This window comes from Pseudomonas sp. NPDC089422, assembly GCF_044749405.1.
In the GTDB taxonomy this organism is placed as follows: Bacteria; Pseudomonadota; Gammaproteobacteria; order Pseudomonadales; family Pseudomonadaceae; genus Aquipseudomonas.
Genome location: NZ_JBIVHW010000003.1, coordinates 450,859 through 469,861, shown reverse-complemented (window position 1 = coordinate 469,861; position 19,003 = coordinate 450,859). Strand labels below are relative to the sequence as shown.

Sequence of the window (19,003 nt, the reverse complement as noted above, 5' to 3'; positions counted from 1 at the left end):
GACTGCAATGCGATTACAACGGCTTGCCGCGGTTACCATGCTGGCTGACAAAGGCCTGAACAGCCTTCAGGTCATTGGCCAGAACGGTGCAACGCTCTTCACGGCTGAACAGGTCGCTCAGGTGCGCTGGCAGCTCCAGCGCCTTGCCGACACCGGCCTTCTCCACCGCTTCCGGGAACTTGACCGGGTGCGCGGTACCCAGCACCACCATCGGCGTGTCCAGGCTGCGGCGGCACTCGCGGGCGGCCTTGACGCCGATCGCAGTGTGCGGGTCAAGCACTTCACCGGTGGTGGCAAACACCTCGGCGATGGTCTCGCAGGTCTGCTCGTCGCTGACCGCCAGCGAATCGAACAACTTGCGCGCTTCGGTCCAGCGGTCCTGCTCGACGCTGAAGCCGCCACCCTGCTTGAAGGTCGCCATCAGTTCGGCCAGCGCGGCGCCGTTGCGGCCGTGCAGGTCGAACAGCAGGCGCTCGAAGTTGGACGACACCATGATGTCCATGGACGGCGACAGGGTCGCGTGCAGGGTTTCCTTGACGTACTGGTTGCCGCTCATGAAGCGGTGCAGGATGTCGTTGCGGTTGGTGGCGACGATCAGCTGGCTGACCGGCAGGCCCATGTTGCGCGCCAGGTAACCGGCGAAGATGTCGCCGAAGTTGCCGGTCGGTACCGAGAACGCCACCGAACGGGCCGGGCCGCCCAACTGCAGGGCCGCGTGGAAGTAGTAGACGATCTGGGCCATGATCCGCGCCCAGTTGATCGAGTTGACCGCAACCAGGCGGGTGCCCTTGAGGAACGACTGGTCGGCGAAGCTGGCCTTGACCATTTCCTGGCAGTCGTCGAAGTTGCCTTCGATGGCGATGTTGTGGACGTTGTCGCCGAACAGGGTGGTCATCTGCCGACGCTGCACTTCCGACACACGCTGGTGCGGGTGCAGGATGAAGATGTCGACGTTTTCGCAGCTGCGGCAGCCTTCGATGGCAGCAGAGCCGGTGTCACCGCTGGTGGCACCGATGATCACCACGCGCTCGTTGCGCTTGGCCAGCACGTGGTCGAGCAGGCGGCCGAGCAGTTGCAGGGCAAAGTCCTTGAACGCCAGGGTCGGGCCGTGGAACAGCTCCAGCACCCACTCGTTGCTGTTCAGTTGACGCAGCGGGGCGACCGCCGCGTGGGCGAACTCGCCGTAGGTTTCTTCGAGGATCTTCTTGAAGTCGGCATCGGCGATGCTGCCTTCGACGAACGGGCGCATCACCCGGAAGGCCAGCTCGTGGTACGGCAGGCCGGCCCAGGAGGCGATTTCTTCCTGGGTGAAGCGAGGCAGGTTTTCAGGAACGTACAGGCCGCCGTCGCTGGCCAGGCCAGCCAGCAGCACGTCTTCGAAATTCAGGGCCGGAGCCTGACCGCGGGTACTGATATAGCGCATGGGTGCAAACCTTCGATGCTAGGGCCGCGCGAGCGGCCCGATTGGCAAATTAATTGAGCTGTTCGACGCGGATGCGCACGACCTTGCCGACCACGTCCTGCAGGGCTTCCAGGGCGACGATGGCATCGTTGATGCGCTGCTCGACCACACCGTGGGTCAGCAGGATCATCGGCACCAGGCCGTCCTGCTCCTCGGCTTCCTTCTGCATGATCGACTCGATGTTGATGCCGCGCACCGACAGGATGCTCGCCACCTGGGCCAGCACGCCCGGGTGGTCCTTGGCCTGGATGCGCAGGTAGTAGGCGCTTTCGCAGGCTTCGATCGGCAGGATCGGGTGGGCCGACAGCGAGTCCGGCTGGAAGGCCAGGTGCGGCACGCGGTTTTCCGGGTCGGAGGTCATGGCACGGACCACGTCGACCAGGTCACCCACCACCGACGAAGCGGTTGGCTCCATGCCGGCGCCTGCACCGTAGTACAGGGTGGAACCGGCGGCATCGCCATTGACCATGACTGCGTTCATCACGCCATTGACGTTGGCGATCAGGCGGTCGGCCGGGATCAGCGTCGGGTGCACGCGCAGCTCGATACCTTCGGCGGTGCGGCGGGCCACGCCCAGGTGCTTGATGCGATAGCCCAGCGCTTCGGCGTAGTTCACGTCAGCAGTGGTCAGCTGGGTGATGCCTTCGGTGTAGGCCTTGTCGAACTGCAGCGGGATACCAAAGGCGATGGACGCCAGGATGGTCAGCTTGTGCGCGGCATCGATGCCTTCGACGTCGAAGGTCGGGTCGGCTTCGGCATAGCCCAGCGCCTGGGCTTCAGCCAGCACGTCGGGGAAAGCGCGGCCCTTCTCACGCATTTCGGTGAGGATGAAGTTGCCGGTGCCGTTGATGATGCCGGCCAGCCAGTTGATGCGGTTGGCCGACAGACCCTCACGGATCGCCTTGATCACCGGGATACCGCCGGCCACCGCGGCTTCGAAGGCGACGATGACGCCCTTCTCGCGCGCCTTGGCGAAGATCTCGTTACCGTGCACGGCAATCAGCGCCTTGTTGGCGGTGACCACGTGCTTGCCGTTCTCGATCGCCTTGAGCACCAGGTCACGCGCCACGGTGTAGCCACCAATCAGCTCGATGACAATGTCGATTTCCGGGTTGCTCGCAACTTCGAATACGTCAGCGGTAATGGGGGTACCGGTAATCTGGCAGTTCGGGTTCTGCGAGCGCATGGCAATCTGTGCCACTTCAATACCGCGCCCGGCACGGCGGGCAATCTCCTCGGCGTTGCGCTGAAGTACATTGAAGGTTCCGCCACCGACGGTCCCCAACCCACAGATGCCTACTTTGACCGGTTTCACTGTGAACTCCCCATTGAACGGCCGGCGCCTTCACCGACCGTGAAACATGCCGTCACCCCATGACGACGGCGTATTGAATTGATTACTTGGCAGCCTGCTGCTGGCCGTCCAGGGCCAACTTGGCCACTTGCGGTGCCGGCTGGTAACCCGGAATCACATGGCCGTTCTCGAGCACGATGGCCGGCGTACCGTTGACGCCGATCTGCTGGCCCAGCTGGAACTGCTTGCTGACCGGGTTGGCGCACTTGGCGGCCTTGATTTCCTTGCCTTCGACCATCTTGTCCATCGCCGCGCGGCGGTCGCTGGAGCACCAGACGGCCTGCAGCTGCTCATCACCTGGCGAACCGAGGCCCTGGCGCGGGAAGGCGACATAGCGCACTTCGATACCGCGGCGGTTGAGCTCCGGCACTTCGGCGTGCAGCTTGTGGCAATACGGGCAGGTCGTGTCGGTGAAGACGGTGATGTGCGACTTGGTCTCGCCCTTGGCAGGATAAACAACGGTCTCGGCGGCTGGAATGCCGTTGATCAGCTTGGCGACACCCTGACGCTCGGTTTTCTCGGTGAGGTTGACCGGCTTGCCGTCCTGCAGCTGGTACAGGTAGCCCTGCATGACGTACTGGCCATCGGCGCTGGCATACAGCACACGACCGCCCTGCAGCTTGACTTCATAGAGGCCGTTGAGCGGGCTGCTGCCGACGCTTTCCACCGGTACTTCGAGTTCGAGGTTCTGCAACGACTTGCGGATGGCCTGCTCGGCGCTGGCATTGCTGTCGGCCGCGGCAACGGCAAAGGTACTGGCCAGCGCCAACACGGCGGCGGCGAAAATCTGGGTCACGCGCATGGGGAACTCCTGGAGGCGGACAGGGGCCGGAGGGTGTCACCTGCAAAAAAATCGCGGCGACCGTGCGGCCCTTGATGCAAACCGCCCAAGCCTACCACATCACGCTGCTGGTGAAGGGGCCTGCAAGGACCAGTCGGCGGAACATGAAAAACATTCATCCACGCGGATGGTGCTGGGCGTGCAATTGCTGCAGGCGCGCCTTGGCCACGTGGGTGTAGATCTGCGTGGTCGACAGGTCGCTGTGACCCAGCAGCATCTGCACCACTCGCAGGTCGGCGCCATGGTTGAGCAGGTGCGTGGCGAAGGCGTGGCGCAGGGTATGCGGCGACAGCGGCTTGTCGATGCAGGCCACCCGCGCCTGGTGCTTGATGCGGTGCCAGAAGGTCTGGCGGGTCATCTGCTCGCCGCGCTGACTGGGGAACAGCACATCGCTGGGGCGACCGTTGAGCAGTTCGGCGCGGCCATCACGCAGGTAGCGCTCCAGCCAAACCACCGCCTCCTCGCCCATCGGCACCAGGCGCTCCTTGCTGCCCTTGCCCATTACCCGCAGCACACCCTGGCGCAGGTTGACCTGGTCGAGGGTCAGGCTGACCAGTTCGGTCACGCGCAGGCCACAGGCGTAAAGCACTTCGAGCATGGCGCGGTCGCGCTGGCCGATGGCTTCGGCCAGGTCCGGGGCCTGCAGCAGGGCTTCGACGTCGGCCTCCGACAGGGATTTGGGCAAGGGCCGACCCAGTTGCGGCATGTCGACCTGCAGGGTCGGGTCGACAGCAATCAGCTTCTCCCGCAGCAGGTAGCGGAAGAAGCCGCGCAGGCCTGAGAGAAAGCGCGCAGTGGAGCGCGGCTTGTAACCTTGGTCGAGACGCCAGGCCAGGTGGTCGAGGATCAATTCGCGGCCAGCGTCGGGCAGTGTCACCGAATGCTCCTGGAGCCAGCCGTTGAACAGGGCCAGGTCGCTGCGATAGGAAACGCGGGTGTTGTCGGACAGGCCTTTTTCAAGCCACAGGGCGTCGAGGAACTGGTCGATCAGGGGGTGGTCTAGGGCGGGCATGCGGGGCTGCTGGGTTCTGGAGTTGGGATTAGTGTTTCACAGCAGCTTGTGGGTTGTCTGTACTGGCCTCTTCGCGGCTAAAGCCGCTCCTACAGGGAGCGCGCAGCACCTGCAGGAGCGGCTTTAGCCGCGATAGGGCCAGAGCAGGGGGAGCTCAGGCCTGGGGCAGCACCGGCACCGGGCGCTTGTCCTCGTCGATGGCGACAAAGCTGAACACCCCGTGGATCGCCCGCTCGCGGCCATCCAGGTACATGTTCTCGACGAACACATCCACCTGCACCTGCAAGCTGGTATTGCCCACCTTGACCACCGAGCCGACCAGCTCGACGATCGAACCCGCCGGGATCGGGTGCTTGAAGTCGATGCGGTCGGTGGACACGGTCACCAGCGGCAGCCGGCAGAAGCGCGTGGCGGCAATGAACGACACTTCGTCCATCCAGGCCAGCGCGGTGCCGCCGAACAGGGTGTTGTGGTGGTTCGTGGTGTTGGGGAACACCGCTTTGGTCACGCGGGTCACCGACAGCTCGGTGCGGCGCTGGATTTCCTGGTCTCGGCTGGTCATATCCGTCACTTTTCACAGGTTTCAGAATGCAAAAAAGCAGCCCGAAGGCTGCTTTTTTTCTCGCTAGGCGGCCTTGGCCACCGGGCAAACTGCACTCAGGACAGTTTTTCCTTGATGCGAGCGGCTTTGCCGGACAGGTCGCGCAGGTAGTACAGCTTGGCTTTACGCACGTCACCACGACGTTTCACGGCCAGGCTGTCGATCTGCGGGCTGTAGGTCTGGAAGGTACGCTCAACGCCTACGCCGCTGGAGATCTTGCGCACGGTGAAGGCGCTGTTCAGACCGCGGTTACGCTTGGCGATGACAACGCCTTCGAACGCCTGCAGACGGGAACGATCACCTTCCTTCACTTTAACCTGGACGACGATGGTGTCGCCTGGTGCGAAGGTCGGGATTTCCTTGCTCATCTGCTCGGCTTCGAGCTGCTGGATGATCTTGTTGGTCATGCTGTGCTCCTAAGATGGATACTTGATCCACCATCGATACGTTTAACTATCGTCCCGCTCGCGGAGATATTCCTCGAGCAGCTTCTTCTCTTCTCCAGAAAGCGAGCGACTTTCCAGAAGATCGGCGCGTCGTTCGAAGGTCCTACCAAGGGACTGCTTCATCCGCCATCGCCGGATATGTGCATGGTTGCCACTTAGCAACACGTCGGGAACACGCTGATCCGCATACACCTCAGGTCGGGTGTAGTGCGGGCAATCCAGCAGACCGTCGGTGAAAGAGTCTTCCTCCGCCGAGTCCACATGCCCTAAAGCTCCGGGCAGCAGCCGCGTAACCGCATCGATCAGTACCATGGCCGGCAGCTCGCCACCGGAAAGCACATAGTCACCAATCGACCACTCCTCATCGACATGAGCCTCGATAAAGCGCTCGTCGATGCCTTCATAACGACCGGCGATCAGGATCAACGATTCCTGTTCGGCCAGGCCTTTGACCGCCTGCTGAGTCAGCTTGCGGCCTTGTGGCGACAGGTAGATCACCTTCGCCGCTGCTCCGGTCGCTTGCCTGGCGCTAACCAGGGCGTCTTCCAGAGGCTTGATTTTCATCACCATGCCCGGACCACCGCCAAACGGCCGATCATCTACCGTGTGGTGACGATCTGTGGTGTAGTCCCGCGGGTTCCAGCAAGTCACCTGAAGCAACCCCTGTTTCACCGCGCGGCTGGTAATGCCGTACTCCGTGATGGCCGAGAACATCTCGGGGAACAGCGTGATGACGTCTACGCGAAGGTTACCCATCGTTTAGAAGTCCGCGTCCCATTCAACCCGCATCACGCCTGCTTCCAGGTCGATATCGAGCACGCATTGCGCCGTATAGGGCAACAGACGCTCGCGATCATCCAGGCTGCCTGCGCAGGGCTTGACCACCATTACATCGTTCGCACCGGTCTCCAACAGGTGATCGACCTTGCCGAACAGTTGTTCGTCCTGGTTGATGACCTTCAGACCCACCAACTGGTACCAGTAGTACTCGTCGGCAGCCAGGTTGGGCAAAAGGCTCCGCGGGATGCAGATTTCGTAACCGCTCAGAAGACGGGCTTCATCGCGATCGTCGAGACCTTTCAGCTTCACGACCAGGCCCTTTTGGGAGCCACGACCGCTGACCAGCTCGACCTGCTTTACCTTGCCTTCGTGCCGAAGCGTCCAGCGCGGATAATCCAACAGGTTTTCAATCGGATCGGTAAAGGAATACACCTTCACCTCGCCGCGAACGCCGTGAACCGAAAAAATCTTGCCAACGACGATGAGGTCGTCAGCCTTTTCTGGCGTCGCGTTCATACTGTTTAGGCGGCAGCCTTGGCAGCGTCCTTCAGCAGCTGAGCAACGCGCTCAGACGGCTGTGCGCCCTGGCTCAGCCAGTAGGAAACGCGCTCTTGGTTGACCGACAGCTTGACTTCGGCGCCCGATGCGATCGGGTTGAAGAAGCCTACGCGCTCAACGAAACGGCCGTCACGGGCGTTACGCGAGTTGGTCACGGTCAGGTGGTAGAATGGGCGCTTTTTCGAGCCGCCACGGGCAAGACGAATGGTTACCATGTGAACATTGTTCCTATAGTCGGTGCTGCAAATCTGAATGCCAAATAGGCACACGGGTGCCCAAAAGGCCGCATATTCTCGGGGAATACACGGACATTTGCAAATGCCTTTTTCGGCAGAGCCCTGCCCTACCGTCCAGATTTGCCGGTTGAGCCACGGAATCCGTGGCCGTTGCCCCGCCGGAGCGGGGGTTCCGGGCGCCCGCTCATCTAAAAGCAGGCGCCCAAAATAGGGGTTACAGCTTCGGCATGCCGCCGCCCGGCAGCATCCCGCCCAGGCCGCGCATCATCTTGGCCATGCCGCCCTTGGCAGAGAATTTCTTCATCATCTTCTGCATCTGCTTGTGCTGCTTGATCAGCCGGCCGATGTCCTGCACCTGGGTGCCGGAGCCGAGGGCGATGCGGCGCTTGCGCGAACCGCTGATCAGGTCAGGGTCGCGACGTTCGGCCGGGGTCATCGAGTTGATGATCGCTTCCATCTGCTTGAACTGCTTCTCGGCCGCGCCCTGGGCATTGCCCATCTGCGACAGGTTGACCCCGCCGATGCTCGGCAGCTTGTCCATCAGGCCGCCCAGGCCGCCCATGTTCTTCATCTGCTGCAGCTGGTCGCGGAAGTCTTCGAGGTCGAAGCCCTTGCCCTTCTTCAGCTTCTTGGCCAGCTTGTCGGCCTTGGCCTTGTCGATGGTCTGCTCGGCCTGCTCGATCAGGCTGAGCACGTCGCCCATGCCGAGGATGCGCGAAGCGACACGGTCCGGGTGGAAGGGTTCGAGGGCTTCGGTCTTCTCGCCCATACCGATGAACTTGATCGGCTTGCCGGTAATGGCGCGCACCGACAGCGCAGCACCGCCACGGGCGTCACCGTCGACCTTGGTCAGTACCACACCGGTCAGCGGCAGCGCTTCACCGAACGCCTTGGCGGTGTTGGCGGCGTCCTGGCCGGTCATGGCGTCGACCACGAACAGGGTCTCGATCGGCTTGACGGCGGCGTGCAGCGCCTTGATCTCAGCCATCATGTCGGCGTCGATGTGCAGGCGGCCGGCGGTGTCGACGATGACCACATCGATGAACTTCAGCTTGGCTTCGCGGATCGCCGCCTCAGCGATGGCCACCGGCTTCTGGCTGATGTCGGACGGGAAGAAGGTCACGCCGATGTCGTTGGCCAGGGTTTCCAGCTGCTTGATCGCCGCCGGGCGATAGACGTCGGCGGACACCACCATCACGCTCTTCTTCTTGCGCTCCTTGAGGAAGCGCGCCAGCTTGCCAGCGGTGGTGGTCTTACCGGCGCCCTGCAGGCCGGCCATCAGTACCACGGCAGGCGGCGCGGCGTTCAGTGTGAGGTCTTCGTTGGCCGCGCCCATCAGGCTTTCCAGCTCGGCCTGGACGATTTTCACGAACGCCTGGCCCGGGGTCAGGCTGCGCGATACCTCGGTGCCGACCGCACGTTCCTTGACGCTGTTGACGAAATCCTTGACCACCGGCAGGGCAACGTCGGCCTCGAGCAGGGCCATGCGCACTTCGCGCAACGTGTCCTTGATGTTGTCTTCAGTCAGCTTGGCCTTGCCGGTGACATGGCGCAGCGTCTGTGACAGGCGGTCGGTCAGGTTTTCGAACATGGTGATCCTTTCAGGCCCAGTAAAAGCCGAGGTTTGTCAGGCGCCCGCGGGGGAAATGCACACCCGCCAGGCACAGCAAGGCGGCGATTATAACGAAGTGCGACGGCGGCGCACACCTCGCTGCCGATCGGTCTGGATGGCCGGTGGCGTTCTATGCCAAACTCCGTCTCTTTCAGGGCTCTGCAACCAGGACTTATGGTTTCCTCACCCAGCCTCATCCCCAACCTGATCGCCGCTGGCTTATATATAGCTGCGGCCATCTATCAGGGCACCTACCTGGCCCAGGGCCGCAAGGCCGACAAACGCCTGCTTGGCCTGCTCGGCGCACTCGCCGTGGTCGCCCAGGGTGGCGCACTGTTCTTCCAGCTGATCACCCCGCTGGGGCTGAGCCTGGACTTCTTCAGCGCCGCCAGCCTGATCGCCGTGGCGGTCATCGCCCTGACGCTGGTGGCCTGCCTGCGCATCCCGGTGGAAAACCTCCTGGTGCTGCTGTTCCCGCTCGGCGCCGTCACCGCATTGCTGGCGCAGTTCGCGCCACCCGGCACGGTGCCGCTGATCGACGAAGAGCCGGGCATCCTCGCGCACATCCTGCTGTCGATCCTGGCTTATGGCCTGTTCACCATCGCGGTGTTCCAGTCGCTGCTGTTGTTACTGCAGGACCGCCAGCTGAAGAACAAGCACCCGTCCGGGCTGATCCGCAACTTCCCGCCGCTGCAGACCATGGAAAGCCTGCTGTTCGGCTTCCTCTGGGCGGGCTGGTGCCTGCTCTCGCTGTCGCTGATTTCCGGCTGGCTGTTCCTCGAGAACCTGTTCGCCCAGCACCTGGTACACAAGACCTCGCTGGCCTGCATCGCCTGGATCGTGTTCAGCGTACTGCTGTGGGGCCGCACCCGCCTGGGCTGGCGCGGGCACAAGGCGATCCGCTGGACCCTGGCCGGTTTCTGCCTGCTGATGCTGGCCTACTTCGGCAGCAAGCTGGTTCGCGAATTCATCCTGCACATCTGACGGCTGACCATGGACAACCTGCCGTACGCACCGCTACTCGGCATTCTGGCACTGGCGCTACTGTGGTCGGCGTTGTTCACCGCCGTCGACGCCGCCCGCCTGCAACTCAATGGTTCGCTGCGCAACGGCGATGACGGCCAGCCGCTGCTGCCAGCCCAGGCCCTGGTGCTGTGCGCCAGCCTGGGCAAACTGCTGGTGCTGGGCCTGGCGTGCCTGATCGGCCAACGCCAGAACGGCGAACATGGCTTCTGGCTGGCTGGCCTGGCCGCCGTGGCGGCCCTGCTGGTGTTCGCCGAGTTCCTGCCGCGGCGCCTGGCCCGGCGCAACCCGCAGGCCTTCATCAGCCTTGGCCGGAGCCTGCGCCCGTTTCCTCTCGCCCTGCTGCAACCCTTGGCCTGCCTGTTCGACGGCATCGCCAAGCTGATCCTGCGGCCGTTCCGCGTGCAGCCCACGGCGGTGGCCCTGCATCCGCAGGAGGATGACGGCTTCGACGCCGACGACGAGCACGAAGTACCGCGCCACGGCCTGCTGGACGGCCTGCAGTCGCTGGACAAGATCACCGTCAACGACATCCTGGTGCCACGCAACGAAGTCGACGGCATCAACCTCGACGACCCCATCGCGCACATCATCGAGCAACTGATCGTCAGCCGGCACACGCGCCTGCCGGTGTACCACAGCGACATCAACCAGGTCGAAGCGATCCTCAACACCAAGCTCATCAGCCACCTGCTGCCCAAGGCCGAGCTGACCCTGGAGCAATTGCAGGGCGCCTGCTACGAACCCTACTTCGTGCCGGAAAGCACGCCACTGCAGATGCAGCTGCTGAACTTCCACAAGCAACAGCGGCGCCTCGGCGTGGTGGTGGACGAGTACGGCGAGGTGCTGGGCATCGTCACCCTGGAAGACATCCTCGAGGAGATCGTCGGCGAGTTCGAGGACGAACAGAGCCTGGACAACCCGCACGTACACCCGCAGCCCGATGGTACCTTCGTCATCGAAGGCACCGCCTCGCTGCGCGAAATCAACCGTACCCTGGGTTGGCACCTGCCCTGCGACGGCGGCCCGAAAACCCTCAACGGACTGGTCACCGAAGCCCTTGAAAGCATTCCGGAAAGCGCCGTTTGCCTGAAGATCGGCCGCTATCGCCTGGAAATCCTCGAAACAGAGGACAATTGCGCCAGCAAGGTACTGGTGTGGACCGTGACCCGCTAGCTATACTCGGGTCACGCTTACCCAGCCCCGCCGTTCCGCCCGCTACCCGCACCCGGCGCCACACGGCCAGTCCGCTCCACTGACACGCCCCGCGGTCCTGCTTCAACACCCCGAACAGTGCCCGCTCCCACCCCTACCTCCTGGGCTGGTGTCAGTCGCGCGAACACAACAACAATACGCTCCGGCGTCCGCCAAGCCGTGCCTGCCTTCAACGCCTGCACAGGTCGCGGACACTGCCATGGAGCGGACCAGACTGTTAGGGACCTACTTAATGACAACCAGCACCTATGCCGAAGCGTCTGCCGCGCCGGTCAATTCGCCAACGCGGGTCGCCACTGCCAGCTTCATCGGCACCGCCATCGAGTTCTACGATTTCTACGTCTACGCCACCGCCGCCGCCCTGGTGATCGGCCCGGTGTTCTTCCCGTCCGGGTCGGGCACCGCGCAAATGCTCGCGGCCTTCATCACCTTCGGCATCGCCTTCCTTGCCCGCCCGCTGGGCTCGGCACTGTTCGGCCATTTTGGCGACCGCATCGGGCGCAAGTCGACCCTGGTCGCCTCGCTGCTGCTGATGGGCGTTTCGACCACGCTGATCGGTGTGCTGCCGGGGTATGACAGCATTGGCGTATGGGCACCGATCCTGCTCTGCCTGCTACGTTTCGGCCAAGGCCTGGGCCTGGGTGGCGAATGGGGCGGCGCAGCACTGCTGGCCACCGAGAACGCGCCAGAAGGCAAACGCGCCTGGTTCGGCATGTTCCCGCAACTTGGCCCTTCGATCGGTTTCCTCGCGGCCAACGGCCTGTTCCTGACCCTGGCCATGCTGCTCAGTGACGAGCAGTTCCGTGATTGGGGCTGGCGCATTCCGTTCCTGCTCAGTGCCGCGCTGGTGATGGTGGGGTTGTATGTACGCCTGAAGCTTGAAGAAAGCCCGGTATTCGCCAAGGCCGTCGCCCGCCACGAACGCGTGAAGCTGCCGGTGGTGGACCTGTTCGGCAAATACTGGGTGCCTACCCTGCTGGGCGCAGCGGCCATGGTGGTGTGCTATGCGCTGTTCTACATCTCGACGGTGTTCTCGCTCAGCTACGGCGTGACCACGCTGGGCTACAGCCGCGAGACCTTCCTCGGCCTGCTGTGCTTCGCCGTGGTGTTCATGGCGTTGGCCACGCCGCTGTCGGCCTGGCTCAGTGACCGTTACGGGCGCAAGCCGGTGCTGATCGTCGGCGGCCTGCTGGCGGTGGCGTCGGGCTTTACCATGGAACCGCTGCTGACTTCAGGCTCGACCACGGGCGTGGCGCTGTTCCTGGCCATCGAGCTGTTCCTGATGGGCGTGACCTTCGCGCCGATGGGGGCGCTGCTGCCGGAGCTGTTCCCGACCCACGTGCGTTACACCGGCGCTTCGGCGGCGTACAACCTGGGCGGCATCGTCGGGGCCTCGGCGGCACCGTTCTTTGCCCAGAAGCTGGTGAGCATGGGTGGGTTGAGCTGGGTGGGGGGCTATGTGTCGGCGGCGGCGGTGATCAGCCTGATTGCCGTGCTGTGCCTGAAGGAAACCCGTAATACCGAGCTGTAAGCAACTGGGGCTGCTGCGCAGCCCCGTACGATCTCGAATCAGAACTCGACCTTGACCGCCTGCGAAGCACGGGTCGCCTTGGCCCGCGCCGCTTCGACCGATTCATCACGCGCCAGGCACACACCCATGCGGCGGGTGCCGTTGATTTCCGGCTTGCCGAACAGGCGAATGGCGGTGTCAGGCTCGCTCAGCGCTGCCCCCAGGTTGGCGAAGCTGGTCTGCTGCGACTGGCCTTCCGGCAGGATCACCGCCGAAGCCGATGGCCCGAACTGGCGCACCACCGGGATCGGCAGGCCAAGAATGGCGCGGGCGTGCAGGGCGAACTGCGACAGGTCCTGGGAAATCAGGGTCACCAGACCAGTGTCATGCGGGCGCGGCGAGACTTCGCTGAACCACACCTGATCGCCCTTGACGAACAGTTCCACGCCGAACAGGCCGCGACCACCCAGTGCATTGGTGACCGCCTTGGCCACGCGCTGCGACTCGGCCAGGGCTTTCGCGCTCATCGCCTGTGGCTGCCAGGATTCCTGGTAGTCGCCCTTCTCCTGGCGGTGGCCAACCGGTTCGAGGAAGGTGGTGCCGCCCACATGGCGAACGGTCAGCAGGGTGATTTCGTATTCGAAGTCGATGAAGCCCTCGATGATCACCCGGCCCTTGCCGGCACGGCCGCCTTCCTGGGCGTAGTCCCAGGACTTCTGCAGGTCGGCATCGCTGCGCAGCAGGCTCTGGCCCTTGCCCGAAGAGCTCATTACCGGCTTGACCACGCACGGGTAACCGACATCGGCCACGGCCTTGGCGTAGTCCTCGAAGGTGTCGGCGAAGTGGTACGGCGAGGTTGGCAGGTCGAGCTCCTCGGCGGCCAGGCGGCGGATGCCTTCACGGTTCATGGTCAGCTGGGTGGCGCGGGCGGTCGGCACCACGTTGAAGCCTTCGTTCTCCAGCTCGACCAGCGTGGCGGTGGCAATGGCTTCGATTTCCGGCACGATGTAGTGCGGTTTTTCCGCTTCGATGATCGCCCGCAGGGCAACGCCATCGAGCATGTTGACCACATGGCTGCGGTGCGCCACCTGCATCGCCGGGGCATTGGCGTAGCGGTCGACGGCGATCACCTCGACGCCCAGGCGCTGCAGCTCGATCACCACTTCCTTGCCCAGCTCGCCACAGCCGCAGAGCAGTACACGGGTCGCGGTTGGCGACAATGGGGTTCCGATACGGGTCATTTCAGGTCCTCGAAGGCGTCCGGGGCCGCACCAGGCTTGGCACGGCCCGCTGAAAAAGGACCCGTATTCTACACCATCAACCCGCTACGGCGGCCCGCCGTGCACGAAATGCCATGGCCAGCCAGACAGCTGTGACACCGGCGAATTTCGAGGCCATGGCGGTGCCGATCACCGCCGGGGTGAGTGCGCCGATCATGCCGAAGAAGATGAAGGTATCCACCGGAATGCTCAGCGCCGAGCTCAGCCACAGGCGGTCACGCAGCGGCCGGCGGGTGATGCTGAACACCAGCCAGTCGATCAGCTCGGAAACGAAGAACGCAGTGGCGCTGGCCAGGGCGATGGCCGGCTCCGAGGTGGCGTACGACAGCACCAGTGCCAACAGCATGGCGATCAGCGCGCCATGACCGTAGCGGGTCTGCACCATGTCGCGCAGGATGAACACCAGGCCACCCCAGCAGGACCAGATGATGTCCAGGTGCGGGGCGCTGGAGAAGGCGTAGTTGATCAGCACTACGCTGCTGATATAGGCAATGAGATAGAACATGGGCAGGTTGTCTGTGGGCAAGCCTGACAGATTACCGCTGGCTTCTTCGCGGGTAAACCCGCTCCCACAGGTACAACACCTCCCACAGGGTTGGCGACAGCCTACAGAATCAGACCTGCGGCCACCGCTCGTTCATGGCAGAGCTTCAGCACCGCCCGGCGCTCGGTATTGTCCATCCGCCCCCAGCGGCCAATCTCGGCCACGGTGCGCTGGCAACCGGTGCAGATATCCTGCTCGTCCAGTGCGCAGATGCTCACGCACGGCGAAGCCACCGGCCGTTCTGTTGCAACGTCACTCATCGTCAACCACCAGCTCCCGCGCATAGCGCTCGGCATTGTGTACATAGTGCGCGGCGCTGGCTTCGAGCATGCGCTTCTGCTGTTCGGTCAGTTCGCGCACCACCTTGCCCGGCGAACCCATCACCAGCGAACCATCAGGAATTTCCTTGCCCTCCGGGATCAGCGCGTTGGCGCCGATGATGCAATGCTTGCCGATGCGCACACCGTTGAGGATGACGGCGTTGATGCCGATCAGGCTGTAGTCGCCAACCGAGCAGCCATGCAGCATCGCGTTGTGGCCGATGGTCACGCCCTTGCCCAGGGTCAGCGGCGAGCCCATGTCGGTGTGCATCACGGTACCGTCCTGGACGTTGCTGTCCTCGCCGATGTCGATCAGTTCGTTGTCGCCCCGCAGCACCGCACCGAACCACACGCTGGCACGGGCCTGCAGGCGCACTTTGCCAATCAGGGTGGCGTTGGGTGCAGCCCAGCTGGTGGGGTGGCATTCGACCCGATGGTCGCCCAGGCGGTATTTCATGTTCGCTCCTCAGAGGTTCACGCAGACGGCGGGGTGTGCCCCGCTCAGATTTCGATGTAGCGCTCAGGGGGTTGATGCAGGCTGATACCGGCGTCATACAACAGGTTGACCAGCTCGACGATCATGATCGCCGACAACCCCCAGATCTTGTACTCGCCATAGCGATAGCTGGGCACGTACCAGCTGCGGCCCTGATAATCGATACGGTGGGTGTGGTCACGCGGGTCCTGGCGGAAAAACTCCAGCGGCACGCTGAAGACTGCCGCGATTTCGGCATCATTGGCGCGGTATTCGACGAAATCCGGGATCAAGCCGACGAACGGGGTCACTTTCAGGCCGTGCAGGGAGATCAGCGGGCTGAGCGGGCCGATCACCTCCACCAGGCCTGGCGGCAGGCCGATTTCCTCCTCGGCCTCGCGCAGGGCGGTGAACATTAGGTCCGGGTCTTCCGGGTCGCGGCGCCCGCCCGGAAAGGCGACTTCGCCACCGTGGGTCGACAGCCCCTTGGCACGCAGGGTCAAGACCAGCTCGGGCGCTTCGCTGCGGGTGATGGGCAAAAGTACCGCCGCCTCGGGGAACCGTCGGTCGGTTTCCAGTGAAGCGGGTTGGTGGTTGCTCATACGGCGAAGTAGCTCGTCCAGCATTGCGCACTCTCGTTTCCAAGGCCTGCCTTGCATGATGCACCAAAGCCGCGAAGCACCCAAGCCCCGTGCGCTTGCGGCAACCCCGCGTGGCGCGCCAAGATAACCCGGTCAATAGGGAAGAACAGCATGAAATTTTGCAGCGCGTGCGGCCAGCCGGTCATTCAGCGGATCCCCGAGGGCGACAGCCGCCTGCGGTTCGTCTGCGAGTATTGCCAGACCATCCATTACCAGAACCCCAACATCGTCGCCGGGGTGCTGCCCACCTGGGGCAGCCAGGTGCTACTGTGCCGCCGCGCCATCGAGCCGCGCCGCGGCTTCTGGACGCTACCGGCGGGCTTCATGGAAAACGGCGAAACCCTCGACCAGGCCGCCCGTCGCGAAACGGTCGAGGAAGCCTGCGCCCAGGTCGGGGACATGGCCCTGTACCAGCTGTTCGACCTCCCGCACATCAACCAGGTGCATGTGTTCTTCCGTGCCGAGCTGGCCGACCTTGATTTCGCCGTCGGTGTCGAGAGCCTGGAGGTGCGCTTGTTCGAGGAACACGAAATACCGTGGGGCGAGCTGGCTTTCCGCACCGTCACTCGCACACTAGAATGCTATTATCGCGACCGCATCAGGCAGCACTACCCGATTGGCCATGAATACCTGCCGCCGATGAATGTTTCGCCCACCACTTAAGCTTGCAGGTACTGCTTCATGCGTTGGTTGTTCGCCCTTTTCTGCCTTTGCGTTACCACGGTGTCCCAGGCGGCCTTCACCGAAGTCATCATTCGCAAGCCGCAACCGCCCGCGCCGGTACAGTCGCAGTCCCAGGCCGCCATGCAGCCGCTGATCGACAAGGTGCTGGTGATCAAGTCCGAGCGGCGCCTGCAGCTGATCAGCCGCGGCGAGCCGCTGAAGACCTACCGCATCTCCCTGGGCAAGCAGCCCAAGGGCGCCAAGGAGCGCGAAGGCGACAAGAAGACCCCCGAAGGCCTGTACTGGCTGGACTGGCGCAAGGAAAGCGACCGCTTCAACCTGGCCATGCACATCACCTACCCGAACATCAGCGACGCCGCCCGCGCCACCCGCGAAGGCTGGAGCGCCGGCAGCATGATCATGATCCACGGCACGCCGGTCGACGATAACTATCCCGAGTGGTACTTCCACACCCTCGACTGGACCGATGGCTGCATCGCCATGCGCAACCGCGACATGCAGGAAGTGTGGGACCTGGTCCGCGATGGCACCCTGATCGAGATTCGCCCTTGATAGTCCTACATTCAGATTGAGCTTGTAGGACCTTTCATACTTCAAATACACACCTGCCCTACGCCCTGCTGAGGCCGCAGACTGCATCCAACCGGCAGCATGAATTTTTAGCATCCACGCAAACGAGTACGTAATCCGTACGCCATTTGCGGGGATGTTCCATGCCATGCCGAATTTGCCTCTTGGCCAGCAGGCTGCTAACCGGGTGCCTGGCAGGCCTGCTGGCCACTGTTGCGGCGCTGGCTGATGACCCCGCCAGCCAGCAACTGCGCGACCAGCAGCAATCCCTGCGGCATTTCGAACAACAACAGCGGCTCGAGCGCTGGCAGCAGCCACCCTTGCCCGGGAGCGGCGAACAAGCCCCCGTCCACGCAGGCGACAGTCAGTGCTGGGGCGTGTCCGGCCTGCGCATCATCGGCAACCGCCAACTTGCCGATCAGGCGCTTGAGTCCGCTCTGCGCGAGCGCATCCTGCCCTGCATGGGCATCGATGACATCAATGGCCTGCTCAAGCGCATCACCCAGCTGTATGTCAGCGCGGGTTTTCCAACCAGCCGCCCCTACCTGCGCCAGCAGCCTCGGCATGGGCAGCCACTGGACATTGTCATCGTCGAAGGTTTTGTCGAATCCATCGAGCTCGCCGACCCCGAACTGCCATTGTCCTTGCCCGGCGCCTTCCCTGGGGTGCTAGGCGAGCCCCTTTACCTGCCCGCCCTCGAGCAGGGCCTGGACCAACTCAATCGCCTGCGCGCCTATGACCTGAGCATGGACCTGCTGCCCGGCGAACTGCAGGGCGGCACCCGGGTTGTGCTGCAACCGCAGCCGGTCGGCTCGCGCTGGCACCTCGACAGCCGCCTGGACAACCGCGGCAGCGAGCTGACCGGCCGCCACCGCCTGAACCTGGGCCTCGGCCTGGACAGCCCGCTGGGGCTGAATGACGACCTGCGCGTGTCGTTGCTCTCCAGCGTCTTCCACGCCCCCGGCCAGGTGCAAGGCATCACCTTGTACTACAGCGTTCCTTACGGCCCCTGGACCTTTGCCCTCAACGCCAGCCAACTGACCTACGACGCGCCGCTGCCGCACAGTCGGCAGACCAGCGACGGCAGCAGCAGCTATCAGGGCCTGAGCATCGAGCGGGTACTGTGGCGCAACCGGCAAGGCATGCTCAGCGCCAGCGCGCGGCTGGACCGCAAGCAGCTGATCAACCGCAGCGGCGGCGCCGTCGTCACCCAGCAGAGCCCGACGCTCACCAGCGTCGAGGCCGGTATCAACCTGCTGTGGCTCCAGGGCGGGCTATGGCACGGCCATATGGGCATTGCCCAGGGCGTGGACTGGTTCGCTGCAGACTCGTCGCCCCTGGGCGTGGAACGTCTGCGCCCGGATTTTCGCAAGTACCGCGCCAGCCTGCTGCATCTTCGCCAGGGGCCGGCAGACACACCTTGGCGCTGGCAAAGCGAACTGGCCTTGCAGTACAGCGAACACGCGTTGCCCGCCGTCGAGCAACTGCTGGTCAGTGACGATTCGACCGTACGGGGCTTTCGCCTGAACACCTACGCCGGTGCCAGCGGCGCGGCCTGGCGCAACACCTTCAGCCAACCGCTGCCAGCCAGCTGGGCTCACCCCCTGCAGCTACGCCCTTACCTCGGCCTGGATATCGGCTACACCCGGCCAGCCACTGGCAAGCCCTCGCAACGCCTGGCAGGCGCAGCCGCCGGCATCGAGCTGAGCCTGACAAGCGCCCGGCTGCGCCTCGACTACCAACGCGCCCTCTACACCAGCGACCTGCCCCACTCCCGCCTGGAGCCTGGCTTCTGGGTACTGGAGTGCGCCCTGAGCCTCTGATTCACCCACAACAAAG

20 protein-coding genes and 1 pseudogene are annotated in these 19,003 nt (G+C 63.7%); 6 read left to right on the top strand and 15 right to left on the bottom strand.

All coding sequences use genetic code 11. From position 1 onward, the window contains the following. Positions 1-13 precede the first annotated feature (13 nt). From thrC to ffh, 10 genes are all read right to left on the bottom strand, one after another. Positions 14-1,423 carry a threonine synthase gene (gene thrC / locus ACIPZ8_RS08280; protein ID WP_400721381.1) on the bottom strand — a complete coding sequence of 470 codons (1,410 nt, stop codon included), beginning with the start codon at positions 1,421-1,423 and terminating at the stop codon, positions 14-16. 49 nt (positions 1,424-1,472) lie between these two features. Continuing rightward, positions 1,473-2,777, bottom strand: a complete 1,305-nt coding sequence (locus ACIPZ8_RS08275; RefSeq protein WP_400721378.1) for a homoserine dehydrogenase — start codon at positions 2,775-2,777, stop codon at positions 1,473-1,475. Between the two features lie 82 nt (positions 2,778-2,859). Beyond that, positions 2,860-3,618, bottom strand: a complete 759-nt coding sequence (locus ACIPZ8_RS08270; RefSeq protein WP_110639411.1) for a thioredoxin fold domain-containing protein — start codon at positions 3,616-3,618, stop codon at positions 2,860-2,862. Positions 3,619-3,772: 154 nt separating this feature from the next. Continuing rightward, positions 3,773-4,669 (bottom strand): site-specific tyrosine recombinase XerD, encoded by an 897-nt coding sequence (gene xerD / locus ACIPZ8_RS08265; RefSeq protein ID WP_400721375.1) that lies wholly within the window; start codon positions 4,667-4,669, stop codon positions 3,773-3,775. Positions 4,670-4,823: 154 nt separating this feature from the next. Continuing rightward, the gene (locus ACIPZ8_RS08260; protein ID WP_400721373.1) at positions 4,824-5,231 is read right to left on the bottom strand and encodes an acyl-CoA thioesterase; all 408 of its coding nucleotides are present in this window, start codon (positions 5,229-5,231) and stop codon (positions 4,824-4,826) included. Between the two features lie 95 nt (positions 5,232-5,326). Continuing rightward, on the bottom strand, positions 5,327-5,677 hold the full coding sequence (gene rplS, locus ACIPZ8_RS08255) for a 50S ribosomal protein L19 (protein WP_023629812.1): 351 nt from the start codon (positions 5,675-5,677) through the stop codon (positions 5,327-5,329). Between the two features lie 42 nt (positions 5,678-5,719). Continuing rightward, positions 5,720-6,472 (bottom strand): tRNA (guanosine(37)-N1)-methyltransferase TrmD, encoded by a 753-nt coding sequence (trmD, locus tag ACIPZ8_RS08250; RefSeq protein ID WP_003252146.1) that lies wholly within the window; start codon positions 6,470-6,472, stop codon positions 5,720-5,722. A gap of 3 nt (positions 6,473-6,475) precedes the next feature. Further along, positions 6,476-7,012 (bottom strand): ribosome maturation factor RimM, encoded by a 537-nt coding sequence (gene rimM / locus ACIPZ8_RS08245; RefSeq protein WP_294337780.1) that lies wholly within the window; start codon positions 7,010-7,012, stop codon positions 6,476-6,478. Between the two features lie 5 nt (positions 7,013-7,017). Beyond that, on the bottom strand, positions 7,018-7,269 hold the full coding sequence (gene rpsP, locus ACIPZ8_RS08240; protein WP_027920106.1) for a 30S ribosomal protein S16: 252 nt from the start codon (positions 7,267-7,269) through the stop codon (positions 7,018-7,020). Positions 7,270-7,504: 235 nt separating this feature from the next. Beyond that, positions 7,505-8,881 (bottom strand): signal recognition particle protein, encoded by a 1,377-nt coding sequence (ffh, locus tag ACIPZ8_RS08235; RefSeq protein ID WP_400721369.1) that lies wholly within the window; start codon positions 8,879-8,881, stop codon positions 7,505-7,507. A gap of 195 nt (positions 8,882-9,076) precedes the next feature. On the opposite strand from ffh, the gene ACIPZ8_RS08230 reads away from it, so the two are divergent. From ACIPZ8_RS08230 to ACIPZ8_RS08220, 3 genes are all read left to right on the top strand, one after another. Further along, positions 9,077-9,886: an inner membrane protein YpjD gene (locus tag ACIPZ8_RS08230; RefSeq protein WP_294337772.1), complete on the top strand. Its 810-nt coding sequence runs from the start codon at positions 9,077-9,079 to the stop codon at positions 9,884-9,886. A gap of 9 nt (positions 9,887-9,895) precedes the next feature. Then, positions 9,896-11,101, top strand: a complete 1,206-nt coding sequence (locus ACIPZ8_RS08225; RefSeq protein WP_400721366.1) for a transporter associated domain-containing protein — start codon at positions 9,896-9,898, stop codon at positions 11,099-11,101. Positions 11,102-11,372: 271 nt separating this feature from the next. Further along, positions 11,373-12,671, top strand: coding sequence for an MFS transporter (locus ACIPZ8_RS08220; RefSeq protein ID WP_400721363.1), 1,299 nt, complete (start codon positions 11,373-11,375; stop codon positions 12,669-12,671). Positions 12,672-12,709: 38 nt separating this feature from the next. Here the strand turns inward: ACIPZ8_RS08220 and purT are convergent, their stop codons facing one another. The 5 genes from purT to ACIPZ8_RS08195 form a co-directional block, all read right to left on the bottom strand. After that, positions 12,710-13,891, bottom strand: a complete 1,182-nt coding sequence (gene purT, locus ACIPZ8_RS08215) for a formate-dependent phosphoribosylglycinamide formyltransferase (RefSeq protein ID WP_400721360.1) — start codon at positions 13,889-13,891, stop codon at positions 12,710-12,712. A 76-nt stretch (positions 13,892-13,967) separates the two neighbouring features. Then, positions 13,968-14,435: a VUT family protein gene (locus ACIPZ8_RS08210; RefSeq protein ID WP_060512569.1), complete on the bottom strand. Its 468-nt coding sequence runs from the start codon at positions 14,433-14,435 to the stop codon at positions 13,968-13,970. A gap of 101 nt (positions 14,436-14,536) precedes the next feature. Continuing rightward, positions 14,537-14,734, bottom strand: a complete 198-nt coding sequence (locus ACIPZ8_RS08205) for a DUF1289 domain-containing protein (RefSeq protein WP_400721357.1) — start codon at positions 14,732-14,734, stop codon at positions 14,537-14,539. Beyond that, on the bottom strand, positions 14,727-15,251 hold the full coding sequence (locus ACIPZ8_RS08200; protein WP_400721354.1) for a gamma carbonic anhydrase family protein: 525 nt from the start codon (positions 15,249-15,251) through the stop codon (positions 14,727-14,729). The genes ACIPZ8_RS08205 and ACIPZ8_RS08200 overlap by 8 nt, the downstream gene beginning before the upstream one ends. Positions 15,252-15,295: 44 nt before the next feature. Continuing rightward, complete coding sequence (locus ACIPZ8_RS08195) at positions 15,296-15,895, bottom strand: CoA pyrophosphatase (RefSeq protein ID WP_400721351.1); 600 nt, start codon at positions 15,893-15,895, stop codon at positions 15,296-15,298. 126 nt (positions 15,896-16,021) lie between these two features. Between ACIPZ8_RS08195 and ACIPZ8_RS08190 the strand changes: the two genes are divergently transcribed. The 3 genes and pseudogenes from ACIPZ8_RS08190 to ACIPZ8_RS08180 all read left to right on the top strand — a co-directional run bounded on the left by ACIPZ8_RS08190 (position 16,022) and on the right by ACIPZ8_RS08180 (position 18,987). Further along, the gene (locus ACIPZ8_RS08190) at positions 16,022-16,573 is read left to right on the top strand and encodes an NUDIX hydrolase (protein ID WP_400721349.1); all 552 of its coding nucleotides are present in this window, start codon (positions 16,022-16,024) and stop codon (positions 16,571-16,573) included. 153 nt (positions 16,574-16,726) lie between these two features. Next, positions 16,727-17,146 (top strand): annotated as a pseudogene (locus tag ACIPZ8_RS08185) (murein L,D-transpeptidase family protein); the annotation flags it as partial. 161 nt (positions 17,147-17,307) lie between these two features. Continuing rightward, on the top strand, positions 17,308-18,987 hold the full coding sequence (locus ACIPZ8_RS08180) for a ShlB/FhaC/HecB family hemolysin secretion/activation protein (RefSeq protein WP_400721346.1): 1,680 nt from the start codon (positions 17,308-17,310) through the stop codon (positions 18,985-18,987). Positions 18,988-19,003 lie beyond the last annotated feature (16 nt).